Annotated in this window: 13 protein-coding genes and 3 pseudogenes; 9 read left to right on the forward strand and 7 right to left on the reverse strand. The window is 64.3% G+C overall.

Going from position 1 to position 14,341, the window contains the following annotated elements:
* Nucleotides 1-204 precede the first annotated feature (204 nt).
* Nucleotides 205-459 (reverse strand): sulfur globule protein precursor, encoded by a 255-nt coding sequence (locus ACVWYI_RS18165; protein ID WP_247443447.1) that lies wholly within the window; start codon nucleotides 457-459, stop codon nucleotides 205-207.
* A gap of 310 nt (nucleotides 460-769) precedes the next feature.
* Here ACVWYI_RS18165 and ndk point away from each other — a divergent pair, with 310 nt between their 5' ends.
* On the forward strand, nucleotides 770-1,192 hold the full coding sequence (ndk, locus tag ACVWYI_RS18170; RefSeq protein WP_106943663.1) for a nucleoside-diphosphate kinase: 423 nt from the start codon (nucleotides 770-772) through the stop codon (nucleotides 1,190-1,192).
* Between the two features lie 44 nt (nucleotides 1,193-1,236).
* Nucleotides 1,237-2,097, forward strand: a complete 861-nt coding sequence (locus tag ACVWYI_RS18175; protein WP_456662799.1) for a TerC family protein — start codon at nucleotides 1,237-1,239, stop codon at nucleotides 2,095-2,097.
* A 42-nt stretch (nucleotides 2,098-2,139) separates the two neighbouring features.
* Here ACVWYI_RS18175 and ppx read toward each other — a convergent pair whose 3' ends face one another.
* From ppx to ACVWYI_RS18195, 4 genes are all read right to left on the reverse strand, one after another.
* The gene (gene ppx, locus ACVWYI_RS18180; RefSeq protein ID WP_456662800.1) at nucleotides 2,140-3,642 is read right to left on the reverse strand and encodes an exopolyphosphatase; all 1,503 of its coding nucleotides are present in this window, start codon (nucleotides 3,640-3,642) and stop codon (nucleotides 2,140-2,142) included.
* 15 nt (nucleotides 3,643-3,657) lie between these two features.
* A complete protein-coding gene (locus ACVWYI_RS18185) occupies nucleotides 3,658-5,850 on the reverse strand; it encodes an RNA degradosome polyphosphate kinase (RefSeq protein ID WP_456664540.1) in 2,193 nt (730 codons plus the stop codon).
* A 129-nt stretch (nucleotides 5,851-5,979) separates the two neighbouring features.
* Nucleotides 5,980-6,657 carry a P-loop NTPase family protein gene (locus tag ACVWYI_RS18190; RefSeq protein WP_247346372.1) on the reverse strand — a complete coding sequence of 226 codons (678 nt, stop codon included), beginning with the start codon at nucleotides 6,655-6,657 and terminating at the stop codon, nucleotides 5,980-5,982.
* A gap of 92 nt (nucleotides 6,658-6,749) precedes the next feature.
* The gene (locus ACVWYI_RS18195) at nucleotides 6,750-7,292 is read right to left on the reverse strand and encodes a CDP-alcohol phosphatidyltransferase family protein (protein ID WP_247346374.1); all 543 of its coding nucleotides are present in this window, start codon (nucleotides 7,290-7,292) and stop codon (nucleotides 6,750-6,752) included.
* A gap of 155 nt (nucleotides 7,293-7,447) precedes the next feature.
* On the opposite strand from ACVWYI_RS18195, the gene purM reads away from it, so the two are divergent.
* A complete protein-coding gene (gene purM, locus ACVWYI_RS18200) occupies nucleotides 7,448-8,521 on the forward strand; it encodes a phosphoribosylformylglycinamidine cyclo-ligase (RefSeq protein ID WP_456662801.1) in 1,074 nt (357 codons plus the stop codon).
* Nucleotides 8,521-9,175: pseudogene (purN, locus tag ACVWYI_RS18205) on the forward strand (phosphoribosylglycinamide formyltransferase). Before purM ends, purN begins: the two are co-directional and overlap by 1 nt.
* 87 nt (nucleotides 9,176-9,262) lie before the next feature.
* On the opposite strand, the gene ACVWYI_RS18210 reads toward purN, so the two are convergent.
* On the reverse strand, nucleotides 9,263-9,469 hold the full coding sequence (locus tag ACVWYI_RS18210) for a cold-shock protein (RefSeq protein WP_148752975.1): 207 nt from the start codon (nucleotides 9,467-9,469) through the stop codon (nucleotides 9,263-9,265).
* A 378-nt stretch (nucleotides 9,470-9,847) separates the two neighbouring features.
* On the opposite strand from ACVWYI_RS18210, the pseudogene ACVWYI_RS18215 reads away from it, so the two are divergent.
* Nucleotides 9,848-11,001: pseudogene (locus tag ACVWYI_RS18215) on the forward strand (autotransporter outer membrane beta-barrel domain-containing protein).
* Between the two features lie 77 nt (nucleotides 11,002-11,078).
* Here the strand turns inward: ACVWYI_RS18215 and ACVWYI_RS18220 are convergent.
* Nucleotides 11,079-12,119 (reverse strand): LysR family transcriptional regulator, encoded by a 1,041-nt coding sequence (locus tag ACVWYI_RS18220; protein WP_456662802.1) that lies wholly within the window; start codon nucleotides 12,117-12,119, stop codon nucleotides 11,079-11,081.
* A 71-nt stretch (nucleotides 12,120-12,190) separates the two neighbouring features.
* On the opposite strand from ACVWYI_RS18220, the pseudogene ACVWYI_RS18225 reads away from it, so the two are divergent.
* The 4 genes and pseudogenes from ACVWYI_RS18225 (at nucleotide 12,191) to ACVWYI_RS18240 (ending at nucleotide 14,209) form a co-directional block, all read left to right on the forward strand.
* Nucleotides 12,191-12,812 (forward strand): annotated as a pseudogene (locus ACVWYI_RS18225) (hypothetical protein).
* Complete coding sequence (locus ACVWYI_RS18230; RefSeq protein WP_247443457.1) at nucleotides 12,799-13,419, forward strand: GNAT family N-acetyltransferase; 621 nt, start codon at nucleotides 12,799-12,801, stop codon at nucleotides 13,417-13,419. Before ACVWYI_RS18225 ends, ACVWYI_RS18230 begins: the two are co-directional and overlap by 14 nt.
* A gap of 25 nt (nucleotides 13,420-13,444) precedes the next feature.
* On the forward strand, nucleotides 13,445-14,008 hold the full coding sequence (locus ACVWYI_RS18235; protein ID WP_456662803.1) for an isochorismatase family protein: 564 nt from the start codon (nucleotides 13,445-13,447) through the stop codon (nucleotides 14,006-14,008).
* 30 nt (nucleotides 14,009-14,038) lie between these two features.
* A complete protein-coding gene (locus ACVWYI_RS18240; RefSeq protein WP_247346393.1) occupies nucleotides 14,039-14,209 on the forward strand; it encodes a hypothetical protein in 171 nt (56 codons plus the stop codon).
* The last annotated feature ends 132 nt before the right edge of the window (nucleotides 14,210-14,341 follow it).

Raw genomic sequence — 14,341 nt, forward strand, 5'->3', positions numbered from 1 at the left:
TTCAAAGAAGCGATACGGTATCAAGTCCTTGGCCCCCAAATGGTTTCGCCACTCGCGGAGATTGCCCGTCATTCTAGCAAAAATTGTATGAAGCGGCGCAATGCCCCAACCCGAATACAAAGCCCCGGCGCAGGGGAACGCCGGGACTTCGCTCGAAAGGTACCTGGGGGGCTTGGGTACTCTTTTGGGAAGGTGCTGTCGGGCTCAGTAGCAGCGGTTGGTCAGGCGCCAGCGGGGGCCCCAGGGAGTCGGGACCAGCCGCCGCACATAGCAGCCGCCGCCATAACCGTAGGAGACGGGGCCGCCGGCATAGAAGCGCGGTCCACCCCAGCCGTGATGCCAGCCACCACCGCCGCCGTGGCCCCAGCCGCCATGCCAGTGAGCGGACGCGGAGGTCGGCGCCAGCGCGGCACCCAGCGCGACCGCGGCAACAGCGGCAAGCGAAAGTTTCCTCAACATGGTGATCTCCTCAAAATTGCCGGCGCGGGGCTATCGCGTCGATGGAAAGGCCGCCGAAACGGTCTGCCTGATCATCAGGTTTCGGTTTCGATAGACCTGACGTTACGCCGGCGAAGCTGAACCGAATCCTGACGGGGGCTTCAGATTGGGTTCATCTGGGTGAAATTGTTGTAAGCCATGCTGGAATCGGCCGTTCGCTCCTGCGGCGAAGCGCCTGTGAGACATTCGGGCGGTCGCTTGCCGTCCGGCGAAGGCGCCGATATAAGCCCGGCAACTCCGAACCACCGCATTCTTCCCCAAGGACAAGATTATGGCCATCGAACGCACTTTCTCGATCATCAAGCCCGACGCCACCGCGCGTAACCTGACCGGTGCGGTTAACGCCGTGATCGAGAAGGCGGGCCTGCGCATCGTCGCGCAGAAGCGCATCCGCATGACCAAGGAGCAGGCCGAGACCTTCTATGCGGTCCACAAGGCGCGGCCGTTCTTCGGTGAGCTCGTGGAATTCATGACCTCGGGGCCCGTGGTGGTCCAGGTGCTGGAAGGCGAGGGCGCCGTCGCCAAGTACCGCGATGCGATGGGTGCCACCGATCCGTCCAAGGCGGCTGACGGCACCATCCGCAAGCTCTACGCAAAGTCGATCGGCGAAAACTCTGCGCACGGTTCGGACGCGCCGGAGACCGCCGCGATCGAGATCGCGCAGTTCTTCTCGGGCAACGAGATCGTCGGCTGATCCGTCAGCCGATAAGTTAAAGAGACACGGCGAAAGGACGTAGTGTGAACTGGCTCTGGCAGATCTTCGATCCCGCTACGATCGGGGCATTCTTCACCCAGTTTCGCAACGAGATGGCCGAACCGACCTTCTGGGTTGCGGTCGGCAAGATCATCTGGATCAACATCCTTTTGTCCGGCGACAATGCGCTGGTGATCGCGCTCGCCTGCCGCGGCCTCAAGCCGCGGCATCGGCTCTGGGGCATGATCTTCGGTGCTGGCGCAGCGGTGCTGCTGCGGATTATCTTCACGGGCATCGTCGCGAGCCTGATGGAGCTGGCGTACCTCAAGCTCGTCGGCGGTCTCGCGCTGATCGTGATTGCAGCCAAACTGCTGGTGCCGGAACAAGAGGACGAGGACGGCGTCAAGTCGGCCTCGCATCTGTGGCAGGCCGTGCAGATCGTCGTCGTCGCCGACATCGTCATGAGTCTGGACAACGTCATTGCGGTGGCTGCCGCCGCCAATGGCAGCGTGCCCTTGCTGGTGCTCGGTCTTGCCATCAGCGTGCCGCTGATCGTCGCCGGTGCGGCGCTGATCATGGCGCTGCTTACAAAGCTGCCGGTTCTGGTGTGGGCCGGCGCGGCGCTGCTCGGCTGGATCGCAGGCGAAGTGATTGCCACCGATCCCGCCATTGCGCCGCGGCTGCACACGCTGTTCGACGGTCCGTTCGGCGCCTCGCTGGACAACATGCTCGGCGCGTTGCGCATCCCGCCGCAGTTCGCCCATGGTGGCGGGGGCGGCGAATATTTTTGCGCGATCCTCGGCGTCGTCGTCGTGCTGGTCGTCGGCACCATCTGGCGCCGACGCAGCCTCAGCGCGGCCGCGCTGGAGTCCTCCGAGCGCCACGCCAAGGCTTCGGCGGAGTAGCCAAGGCATCGGCTGAGTAAAAGGCTTCGGCTGAGTAATTCTCTAGCGCCGGACGATCGAGCCGGCGCGGTTGATCAGCCGAGCGAGCGCGCGGAAGCGGCTGCCGACGCGGTCCGCGACGAGATCGCCAAGGCGATGCTCGAACACCAGCAACAGCTTGCGGCCCACGCTGCGGAAATGCGTCGCGGGCAAGACGCCCGGACGCGCCGCCGAGATCAGATGCGCGACGCGGAAGGCCGCGCCCAGCAGGCGGGCGCGTTCAAGCTGCGCCGCCGTCAGCAACTCCTGCATGGCGACGGGCGGCTGGTTCTCTTCACTCAGGCCGGCGTAGCGATAGAACACGGACAGGCCGACGAACGCGCGTTCGGTGTGGGTGATGGCGCCGAAATTGCCGTTGACGACCAGGCTCAGCGTCTGCTCGCCGCGATGATCGGGATGCACGCGCCAGCCGATGTCGGACAGCAGGCACGCGGCGTGGCGCAGGCGGCGGTCCTCCTCGGTCTCGTGCAGCTTCACCACGCGTGCGAGGCGGTCGGTCCAGGCAATCAGCTCGCGGGCGTGCTTCGCCGAACGCGACAGCAGCTGGTTCAGCTCCTCCGCCGCGCAAATCAGCCCGTCCTTGTTGCGCTCGGTTTCCGACAGCTTCTCGTGCAGCAGGCCCTCGCGCACGCCGAAGGTCGAGAACACGATCGTCTTCGGCTTCGCCACGCGGATGATGTGCTCGAGCACCAGCGCTGCATAGGTCAGGAGAGGGCGACGCGCATCCGCGACGATCTCGATGTCGGCGAGCATGTCGACAGCCGCAAGACGACGCAGACGACGCGAGAAGTCGAGCGCCTCGGCAGCCGAAATCGAATAGCCGTGCATCACCTGGAGCGGATAGCCGCTCTGGATGATGTGGATGCGCGCGAGCGCGCGCCAGGTGCCGCCGACCGCGTAGAAGCTCCGGCCGCTACCTGCCTTGAGTTGCGGCACCCCGTCGAGCGCCTCGCGGACGATGCGGTCGGCGCGTTTGAGAGATTTATGCGCGAGATCCTGCAGCGCGAGGCCGCCGAGCGGCAGCGTCACGCCGCTGCGCACGCTGTTCTTGCGCACGTCGATCAGTTCGAGCGAACCGCCGCCGAGGTCGCCGACGATGCCGTCGGGGTGATGGATGCCGGAGATCACGCCCAGCGCCGACAACCGCGCCTCGCGCGGGCCCGACAGGATCTCGATCTTCACCGCGCAGATGCGCTCGGCTTTGGCGATGAAGTCGGGGCCGTTGGAGGCATCGCGGCAGGCGGCGGTCGCAATCGCAAACACCCGTCCGACCTGCATCACCCGGCACAGCGCACGGAAGCGCTTGAGCGAGGTCAGCGCCTTGTCGACGGCGTCGGGTGCGAGCAGGCCCGTGCTCTGCACCTCGCGCCCGAGGCCGCACAGCGTCTTCTCGTTGAAGATCGGAATGAGGCTCCGCGTCAGTCCCTCGTACACGACGAGGCGGACCGAGTTGGAGCCGATATCGATGACCGCGACGCTCGAGCCGCGCTTGCGCGGCCGCTTCACGTCAGAGATCCCGGATCAGGATTGATGACGTTCATTACGGCGCGTGAGGCGGCGCGGCGAGGATTCCTTGAGCGACTTACCACGGCCAGACAGACTCGGATTTGTCATGAAGTAGTTGTGGGCGTTGAAAGGCTCCTCGCCCTTCGCGGTCTTCATACGCGTTGAGGACCCGTCCGGCAACAATTGCCAGCTCTGCTCGTTGTCCTTGAGATTCGCGACCATGATCTGTTCGAGAACCTGCTGATGCACCGTGGGATTTTGCAGCGGACACAGCACCTCGACGCGGCGGTCGAGGTTGCGCGGCATCATGTCGGCCGAGGAGATATACACAGCCGCTTTCGCGCTCGGCAGGCCCTGGCCCATGCCGAAGCAGTAGATTCGGCCGTGTTCCAGGAAGCGTCCGATGATCGACTTGACGCGGATGTTCTCCGACAGGCCGGGGATGCCGGGCCGCAGGCAACAGATGCCGCGCACCACGAGCTCGACCTGCACGCCCGCCTGTGAGGCCTCGTAGAGTGCGTCGATGATGTCGGGGTCGACCAGCGCGTTCATCTTCATCCAGACCGCACCGGGCCGGCCGTGCCGCGTGTGCGCGGTCTCGCCCTGGATGTGCTCGATGATGCGCTTGCGCAAGGTCAGCGGCGACACCGCCATCTTTTCCAGATCGCTCGGCGCCGCATAGCCGGTGATGAAGTTGAACACGCGCGCAGCGTCGCGGCCGATGGTCGGCTCCGAGGTGAAGTAGGAGAGGTCGGTGTAGATGCGCGCGGTCACCGGGTGGTAATTGCCGGTGCCGGTGTGGACGTAGGTTGTCAGGCTGCCGCCCTCGCGGCGCACCACCATCGACAGCTTCGCGTGCGTCTTCAGTTCGAGGAAGCCATAGACGACCTGGACGCCGGCGCGTTCGAGATCGCGCGCCCAGCGGATGTTGGCCTCTTCGTCGAAGCGCGCCTTCAGCTCGATCAGCGCGGTGACGGATTTGCCGGCTTCGGCGGCTTCCACAAGCGCGCGCACGATCGGCGAGTTGCTGGAGGTGCGATAGAGCGTCTGCTTGATGGCGACGACGTCGGGGTCGCGCGTCGCCTGCTGGAGAAACTGCACCACCACGTCGAAGGATTCGTAGGGATGATGGACGACGAGGTCCTTCTGCCGGATCGCCGCGAAGATGTCGCCGCCGTGCTCGCGCACGCGCTCGGGATGGCGCGGGACGTAAGGGGTGAATTCGAGATCGGGCCGGTCGAGGCGGGTGAGCTGCGAGAGCTCGTTCATGGCCAGTACGCCGTCGACCAGCAACACCTCGTCGTCGGCGGCCGATAGCGCATGCTGCACGAAGCTGCGCAGCTGCTCCGGCATCTTGGCGTCGATCTCGAGCCGGATCACCGACCCGCGGCGGCGGCGCTTCAGCGCGGTCTCGAATAGGCGGACGAGATCCTCGGCCTCTTCCTCGATCTCGAGCTCGGAGTCGCGGATGATGCGGAAAGCGCCCTGGCCTTGAAGATTGTAGCCGGGGAACAGGCGGTTGATGAACAGCGCGGTGGCCTGCTCCAGCGAGATCAGCCGGACGACCTTGCCGTCAGCCGGCAGGCGGATGAAGCGGTCGATCTTGCCGGGCATGCGGATCAGCGCGTTCATCTGCTTGCCGTCGGCGGCGCGCGTGAGTTGGAGCGCGATGGTGAAGCCGAGGCTCGGAATGAACGGGAAGGGGTGGGCCGGGTCGATCGCGAGCGGTGTCAGCAGCGGAAACACGTTGCTGAGGAAGTAGTCCTCGACCCAGGTTCGCTCCGCCTTGGTGACCTCCTTGCCCTCGACCAGAACGATGCCCTCGTTGGCCAACGTGCCGCGCAGGTCGCGCCAGATCGCCTGCTGGTCGGAGGCCAGTTGCGAGACGGTCCGGTTGATAAGCGCGAGCTGCTCGGACGGCGTCAGGCCGTCGGGGCTGCGTTCGGCAATGCCCTCGCGCACCTGGGCCTTGATGCCGGCGACGCGGACCATGAAGAACTCGTCGAGATTATTCGCTGAAATCGACAGGAATCGCACCCGCTCCAGCATGGGGTGGCTGGCATTGACCGATTCCTCCAGGACGCGGCGGTTGAAGTGCAGCCAGGAGAGCTCGCGATTGATGAACCGCTCGGGGCTCGATGCGATCGCCGGATGGCCCTCGGCTTCCGGAGCTTTTTCTTTAACTTCAACAGCTTGCGCAGAGTCCATCAGAAATCGATCCATCCAGTTCGCCCAAATTTGCGACTTATGCGCAAAACCGTCGGGAGCATGTGTTAGAGCGATGACGTTTCGATGACATTGATGTTCCGCTGCCGGGCCGCGTCAAGCCCGCCTTGGTCAGACATCCCGCAAGAGCTCGGCGGCCAGGGCCCGGGTGACGGGACGGCCGAGGCGCAGGGCCTCGCTGTCCAGCAGCTCCACGGCCTGCCGGGCGGCGGCCGAGGACCGCTCCAGGCGGGTGGCGAGGTAGCTGACCACGCTCTCGTCCACGGCGAGCTGGCGGTCGGCGCAGAACTTGACGATCAGGCCGCGGAAGAGCTGGTCGTCAGGCGGCAGCAGCGCGATGACAGGCACGGCGCGCAGCCGCGAGCGCAGGTCGGGAAGCTCGATCTCGAGCGATGCCGGCATCTGGCGCCCGGCGAAGAGGACGTAGGCCTCGTCCTCGCGGGCCAGGTTCATCAGATGGAACAAGGCGCGCTCGTCAAATTCCCTGGCCTTGGGATCCTCGACCACCAGCGCGCCGGTGACGAGCGCACCCGGGACGGCTTCGGCGGTCAGCGCATTGGCGGTGGTCGAACGGGCGCCCGAAGCTTCGGCCCAGATCGCGGCGAGATGGCTCTTGCCGCTCCCTTCCGGGCCGGCCAGCCACATGATCCGGTTCGGCCATTCCGGCCAGGCGTCGATGAGGGCAACACCGGCGGCGTTGGCGGGGCCTTCGAGGAAATTGTCCCGGCTCAGGCTCTCCGCATGCGGAAGCGAAAACGCCAATTGTCGGGGATGAACGCGGCCTGGCACGCTTGCTTTGCTCCGTGCCGGCGTGCCGGCCTCGTTTGAGGAGATGCGACTTAATCGAGCGGAGCTGGCCTTTTGCGGAGCCGCATCCCAACTCATTTGGCCTCGATAGTGCTCATGTGCCGTAACCACTCGACAAGATAGAGCGACACCGAGGAGAGCGTGAAGACCGTGACGAGGCCCATCAGGATTATATCATAAGGACCGGCTTTGAAGCCGAAGGCGAGGGCGGCCAGCACCAGCGCCGCGAATGCCACCTGGGCCACAGTGTTGAGCTTGGATACCCTCGAGGGCTTCATCTCGACAGGGCGGTCGAACAGCCACGAAACGATCACGGCGGCGACGATCATGATGTCGCGCGAGACCACCAGGATGACGATCCAGCGCGGAATCGCACCCCAGATGCCCAGGGCCATGTAGATCGAGACCAGCAGCGCCTTGTCGGCGAGCGGGTCGAGCAAGGCGCCGAGCTCGCTCGTCATGTTGAAGCGCTTGGCAAGGAAGCCGTCGACCGCGTCGCTGATACCCGCGATCAGGAAGACGGCGAACGCCACCTCCATTTGGCTCGACACGATGGCCCAGACGATGATCGGGACCAACATGATGCGGCCCAGGGTAATGATATTCGGAATACTCACGAAAGCGCTTCCCGGCACCCGGTCTGACCTCGAATCCGGCCCTTAGAGGCTGAACCGGTTGATATCTCTACATAGTATACGAAGGCGCGCCATGCGAGCCATTGCGCGTCCCCGGAATTCGACGTAACCAGCCGCAAACCCACTGGAAATCGGGCATGACCGACCGCAAAAACGGCCTCACTTACGCCGATTCAGGCGTCGATATCGACGCGGGCAACCGCCTGGTCGACCTGATCAAGCCGATGGTGCGCGCCACCGCGCGGCCCGGCGCCGACGCCGAAATCGGCGGATTCGGCGGCCTGTTCGACCTCAAGGCGGCCGGCTTCAAGGACCCCATCCTGGTGGCCGCGACCGACGGCGTCGGCACCAAGGTCAAGATCGCGATCGAGACCGGCCTGCATGGCGGGATTGGCATCGACCTCGTCGCCATGAGCGTCAACGACCTTGTGGTGCAGGGCGCCGAGCCGCTGTTCTTCCTGGATTATTTTGCCTGCGGCAAGCTCGATCCGGAGGCGACCGCCTCGATCGTCGCCGGTGTCGCCGAAGGCTGCCGCGAATCCCTCTGCGCCCTGATCGGCGGCGAGACGGCCGAGATGCCCGGCCTCTACAAGGACGGCGATTACGATCTCGGCGGCTTTGCCGTCGGCGCCGCGGAGCGTGGCACGCTGTTGCCGCGCAAGGACATCGCCGCCGGCGATGCCGTGATCGGGCTCGCCTCGTCGGGCGTGCACTCCAACGGTTTCTCGCTGGTGCGCAAGATCGTGGAACAATCCGGCCTCGGCTTCGAGGCGCAGGCGCCGTTCTCGCCCGTCATGACGCTCGGCGGCGCATTGCTGACGCCGACGCGGCTCTACGTCAAATCCTGCCTCCGCGCGATCCGCGAGACCGGTGCGGTGAAGGGGCTTGCCCATATCACCGGCGGCGGCTTCACCGACAACATTCCGCGCGTGCTGCCGAACCATCTCGGCGCCGGGATCGATCTGGCGCGTCTGCCAGTGCTGCCGGTGTTCAAATGGCTGGCCGCGCAGGCCGGTATCGCCGAGCTCGAAATGCTGCGGACCTTCAATTGCGGGATCGGCATGATCGCGATCGTCGAGCCGGACAAGGTGAACGAGGTCATGCAGGTCTTCACTGAGGCCGGTGAGACCGTGGCACAGCTCGGCACCGTGATCCCGGCCGAAGGCGAGCACCGCGTCGTCTATAACGGCCACCTCGACCTGGCGCTGTGATGAAGCGCCGCGTTGCCATCCTGATATCGGGGCGCGGCTCCAACATGGCCGCGCTGATCAAGGGCGCGGCTGCACCGGATTTTCCGGCGGAGATTTCCCTGGTCATCTCGAACAAGGCCGATGCGCTGGGGCTGGAAACAGCCAAAGCGCGCGACGTGAAGACGCTGGTGATCGAAAGCAAGCCGTTCGGCAAGGACCGCGCCGGCTTCGAGACGGTGCTGCAGGCAGCGCTTGATCAGCACGGCATCGAGCTGATCTGTCTCGGCGGCTTCATGCGCCTGTTCACGGCCGAATTCACCAAGGCCTGGTACGGGCGGATGCTCAACATCCATCCCTCGCTGCTGCCGTCTTTCCCCGGTCTCGACCCGCACGGCCAGGCCTTGCGCGCCGGCGTCAAGCTGTCTGGTGCGACGGTGCACTTCGTGATCCCCGAGACCGACGCCGGCCCCATCGTGATGCAGGGCGCGGTGCCTGTGAGCGACCACGATACCGGGGCCACGCTGTCGGAGCGCATCCTCGAGATCGAGCACCGCATCTATCCTGAGGCGCTGCGGGCTGCTCGCGGCCGGCAAGATCCGGATCGAGGGCGACGTCTGCAAGACGGCGGGCGGCGGGCCGTCGGAGAATTTTTTGATTGCGCCGGTGGCGAATTGAAGCGCTGTCGCGTTTCGTCGTCATAAATAAAAACCCCCGGCGGAGCCGGGGGCAACGTCATGATCTCTCGCGCAAAATCGAGAGAAATCAGGAAACCTTGAGGTTCTCCGCGGATGCTTTGCCGCGGTTCTCCACGAGGTCGTATTCAACCGCTTGGTTTTCGTTGAGGGTGGAAAGTCCCGCACGCTCGACGGCGGAGATATGGACGAACACGTCCTTGTCGCTGCCGTTCGGCTTGATGAACCCATAGCCCTTGGTCGGGTTGAACCATTTGACGGTGCCCTTTTGCGGCATCCTCAGTCTCCTCCGCTAGATACAAAAAAGACGCGGCCGCTTTTTTCGCGTGCCACGCCACAAACGGGCTTCCGGAAGTCTGTTCGAGTCTTGAATCTCAATGTCGCGAAACGCACAGCCGAGCGCCAATTCCGATTGTGTCCGATATTGCAACATGAAAATCGCGCGTTAGCAAGCCGTGCGCGAATTTCAGGCCAGGGCCGGGCGAACAGGATTGCAATTTGCGATCTGTGGCCGTGGAACCACAATCCCGGGCAATAGCCTCGGCCATAGCGTGCCAACCCGTTGACCCTCCGTGACAGTTCGGAACAAATCGCCGCACGCGCCGCAGCTTGTGTTGCATTCCAGCGCGCCGCCACTCGCTTCGGGAAGGTCGTCATGTGCTGCACCTCGCAGCTCTCCGGGACACGGCAGACGATCGGGCTGGACCGCGTCCGCCGGATTGCGACGGCGATCGCCATGGCCTTTACATTCGTCGTGATGGTATCGGCCGCGACGCCCGGCTTCGCGCAAAGTCCGACGCCCACGCCGACCCCAACGCCGTTGCCGTCACCGGTTCCGATGCCGACCTCGACCAATTACGACCAGTCGGCCGGCAACAGCGCGCTCTCGATCTCGGCTCGAATTTCCTGGAACGGCTCGGCAACCAGGCATCTGGCGGCGTCAACCGGGCATTTCGGACCAATCCGGGCGGCGGCGGCGCGTCGACGGCCACGGAGGATCCGCGCTACCGCACCTGGTTCGAGGGCTACGGCATCTCGGTTCGGACCGATGCGCAGGGCGATTTCGTCGGCGACAAGCGCAAGACGGTTGGCGGGGTCGCAGGCTTTGGCGCGCGGCTCGCGCCGGGTGTCAATATCGGCTTCTCCGTCGACCAGAGCCACACCGACATCGACGTGCCGCTTGCGCTTCAATCCGCAACGCTGGACCTCACACAGCTCGGTTTCAACGGCTCCGTCGACAAGGGCCCATGGACCTGGGCCTTCGCGGTGGTGCACGGTTTTGGCAAGGTCCGTTCCAGCCGGGATACCGACCTGGGCTTTGCGACTGCGGGTTATCGCGCGGCAATCGACGGCGCGCTGACCGAGATCAGCTACTACTGGACCCAGGACCAGATGCGCATCGTGCCCAAGGGGGCGCTGGAATATGTCCGCGCCACCAGCGCCGCGTTCCAGGAGGCCGGCGGCCTCGATCCCCTCAATGTCGGCTCGACGGCGCTCTCACGCGCGCGCGTCATGATCGGGGCCGAGATCGGGCGCTACTTCATCTTCGACCAGATGATCCTGGACCTGTCCGCCTACGGCAAGTTCATCGACAATTTTTATCAGAACCTGGGATCGGTGCAGGTGAGCCTCGGGACCCAGAGCATTATCGTGCCCGGCATCGGCGAGAGCCGCTACGGCATGGATGCCGGCGCCTCCGCCTCGCTCAGCCTGACCAACACTGCGCGGCTCTACGTCAATTACGACGGCAAATTCCGCAACGAGCTGACGTCGCACCAGGGCACGCTCGGCTTCGAATATCGGTGGTGAGGCGAAGCCTGCCTGCGTCCGCCCAGAGCGATCCGGAAGAGTGCGGAGCGGTTGTTTGAAAAGGTCATGCCCAAGCTTCAGGTCGGCGTTGCCGCGATATATCCCGTCAATCCAAAGCCCTCGCGCGCGGCCGTCATCATCGGCACCAGCGCGTTCGGGTGGATGAACTCGTCGCGGAAACAGGGATGCATCTTGGGATCGAAGATTTTCTTCAGCCAGTCGACCACGATCTTGTGGCGCTCGGAGGTGCGGAACTCCTTGTGGTAAGTGAGCCAGAGATCGGCGTGGTGGCTGACGCCGAGATCGACGGGAACGAGCGGGGCGCCGAGCGCGATCGAGACCGTCGGCAGGAACCCGATGCCGGCGCCGCGCTCAACCGCATAGAGCACGCCGACCGACGAGTTGGTCTTGATCCCGACGATGCCTTCGAGCGACTTCAGTCCGAGCACGCGGGCGTAGGCGCCGTCATCGACCTGCGGCGCGTTCTGCTTGATGATGCGGTGGTTCTTCAGCTCGGTCAGGCCCGCCGGGACGCCGTAGAGGTTTTCGTACTCCTTGGAGACGAACGGATAGATGTGCAGACGGCCGAGCTTGGCGACGATCAGATCCGGATTGGTCGGCGGCTCGAGCTGGATCGCGATATCGGATTCGAGCCGCGCGACGTCGGCCTGCTCCATCGCGCAGCGCAGGTCGACGGTGATCTTGCGATAGGTCTTCTGGAAGTCGATCAGTCGCGGCAGGATCCAGAAATTGCCGGGGCCTTCCGTCACCGCGACGCGCACGGTGCCTGACATGTCGTTCGACGATCGCGAGGCACGCCGGAGGACGTTGAAGGCATGACGCTCCATCAGCGCCACGTCGGCGATCATGGCGCTGCCTTCGTCGCTGAGCGTGAGCCCGCTCTGGTCGCGCAGGAACAGCTTGCAGTCGATGCTCTCTTCGAGCCGGTCGATCCTGCGCATGAGGGTCGTGGAGGTGAGCCCGAGCTCCTCAGCGGCGTTGCGGAAGCTTTTATATTTTGCGCAAGCTAAAAACAATTTCAAATCGTCCCAGGACGCATCCAGGGCTTCTTCACGGTGCTGCATCATAGCAGCACCCCGGTGCAATAACTGCTGCATACTCCTGATCCCCAGCCGCTAAGCTCTTCGCGATAGCGGGGCACGAAAGCCGCGGACGATAAAGGGGTGACATGGGTATGGAAAGGGGCTCGTTTGCCGCAAGGCATGATTTCGACGCGCTGCCGCTCAGTCCGGATGTCGAGGTCCGTTGCGCCCAATTTTCCGAAATTGCCGCGCTTTCGCAGATGGCGCACCGGCTGGTGCCGGGCGTTCGGATCGGGACGGCTGAGCTTGCAAGATACTTCACCTTCGATCCCGAGAGCATCCTGACTTTCAGCCGGAAGGGCAACCTCGTCGGCGGCATGGCCTTCCTGTTTCTGAACGAACGCGGCCACGATGCGCTGCTGCTCGACGAGATCTGTCTCACCGCGCCGGAAACGCGCGATCTCGCTTCTGCGAAGGAGGACGTTTCTGCCATCTACATCTGGGCGATCGCGGCGACAGGGCGCGGCGTCGCCGTTCGGTCTCGGCAAGGCCGCGGCTCATCTAAGACAGCTAAGGTTTCGTAACGCGGATTGCTATGCGCAGCCGTCAACCGTGGCCGGACGCGACATCATGAAGGCGACCGGCTTCGAGCCTGTTCCGAGCTTCCAACCCGACCTCTGGTGCTACGAGCGCCCCTGGCATCGACAACCCATGCGCATGCCCGGCGCGATCATCCAAGCAAGGAGTTTTGCAGATGCACGGTACTAGGATTCCTCTCGCGAAGCCCGACTCCCGCGCCATCACCATTCGCCTCGCACGCGATCTCAGCGATCTCATGCTGGTCACCTCGATCCGCTCAGCCGTCTATCTCGCCGAGCAGGATTGCCCGTTCGATGAGGAGTTCGACGGCAACGACATGGTCGCCGCGCATTTCATCGGCTATGTCGGCAACGAGCCTGCCGGCTGTCTGCGGGTGCGGTTCTTCGGCGATTTCGCCAAGGTGGAACGGCTTGCGGTGCGGCATCAATATCGGCGCTCGCGCGTCTCGTTCAAGCTGGTGCAGGCGAGCGTCGACTATGTGAAGCGCAAGGGCTTTCGCAAGATCTACGGCCAGGCGCAGGACCGACTGGTCGATTTCTGGGCCCATTTCGGCGCCAAGCCGCTCGGCCACAATCGCAAGGTCACCTTCTCCGACTTCTCCTACACGGAGATGCTGCTGGAGATCGAACCGGGTCCGGACGCGATTACGCTGGACAGCGATCCCTATGTGATCATCCGTCCCGAGGGCGATTGGGACCGGCCGGGCGTGCTCGACGCCTCGGCTGGACGAGCCGTGACGTCGCCGCTGCGGGACGTCGCGCTCGCTGGCCGTTGAAACCAGTGCAGCTGCGCGCAAGATCATGCTGGCTTCCATCACCGACGATCCGCCAATCCTGGTCTGCGCGGATCTCCAGATCGAATATCTGACCCCTGGACGTCGCCACGTCATCCTCGACGGCGAGGTTGCGACGGCGCGCTGCCTGGAACTGCTGACGCTGTGGCGCGACAATCTCTGGCCGGTGATGCATTTGAAGCGCATCGCTCAGGCAGCCTGGTTCAATCCGGCATCCAGGCTGACCGATTGGATCGTGGACGCGAAGCCGCGGCCGGGAGAAATGACGTTCGAGCACCCGCTGCCGTCGGCCTACAGTTCGTCGCGGTTCGTGGACTACATGTCCAATATCCGCAATGTGCGTTGCGTGCTCGCAGGCTTTTCCCTGGACGAAACCATCCTGGCCACCGCTGTCGACGGGTTTCACCGCAGCCATCGCTACCAGGTGGCCGCCGATGCGGTGGCCTGCCGCCAGCCGGGAACTGGCGACGCCGCCGCCTACAAGCATGCGGTAGTGAATGTGATCGGGAATTTTGCTACAATCCAGTCCAGCGCCGAACTGATCAGAGCCAGCGGCGCCGTTGCGGTGTAGACGGCCGCGATCGGCGGATGGAGTGGGACATTGTCACGGGGAGATCAGCTCAAGGAGCTGGCAAGCGACCTGTCGCATGCCGCCGAGGCGGCGCGCCGTCTTGGTTTGTCCACGACGGTATATCTGCTGTCGATGGCGCTGGTGGAAGTGCGGGAAGCCACTGCCGCCGATGGCGATGGGAATGACGACGGCGCGGCGTGAGCGCTGCCCCGTGCAGCTGCCCGATGTGCGGCTTTGTGCAACGCTGCTGAGCGCTTGCCGCCGACGAATTGGCGTTGCAAGTTTTGCGTTGCCGCAATAGCCAAGTGACTGGATCATCGAGTGATGACGCTG

This window comes from Bradyrhizobium sp. LB13.1, assembly GCF_054056815.1.

Coding starts and splice junctions, on each gene's coding strand:
- ndk (WP_106943663.1), top strand. CDS start 770: ATGGCCATCGAACGCACTTTCTCGATCATCAAGCCCGACGCCACCGCG.
- ACVWYI_RS18220 (WP_456662802.1), bottom strand. CDS start 12,119: ATGCAGCAGTTATTGCACCGGGGTGCTGCTATGATGCAGCACCGTGAA.
- ACVWYI_RS18185 (WP_456664540.1), bottom strand. CDS start 5,850: ATGGACTCTGCGCAAGCTGTTGAAGTTAAAGAAAAAGCTCCGGAAGCC.
- purM (WP_456662801.1), top strand. CDS start 7,448: ATGACCGACCGCAAAAACGGCCTCACTTACGCCGATTCAGGCGTCGAT.
- ACVWYI_RS18235 (WP_456662803.1), top strand. CDS start 13,445: ATGCTGGCTTCCATCACCGACGATCCGCCAATCCTGGTCTGCGCGGAT.
- ACVWYI_RS18210 (WP_148752975.1), bottom strand. CDS start 9,469: ATGCCGCAAAAGGGCACCGTCAAATGGTTCAACCCGACCAAGGGCTAT.
- ACVWYI_RS18165 (WP_247443447.1), bottom strand. CDS start 459: ATGTTGAGGAAACTTTCGCTTGCCGCTGTTGCCGCGGTCGCGCTGGGT.
- ACVWYI_RS18230 (WP_247443457.1), top strand. CDS start 12,799: ATGCACGGTACTAGGATTCCTCTCGCGAAGCCCGACTCCCGCGCCATC.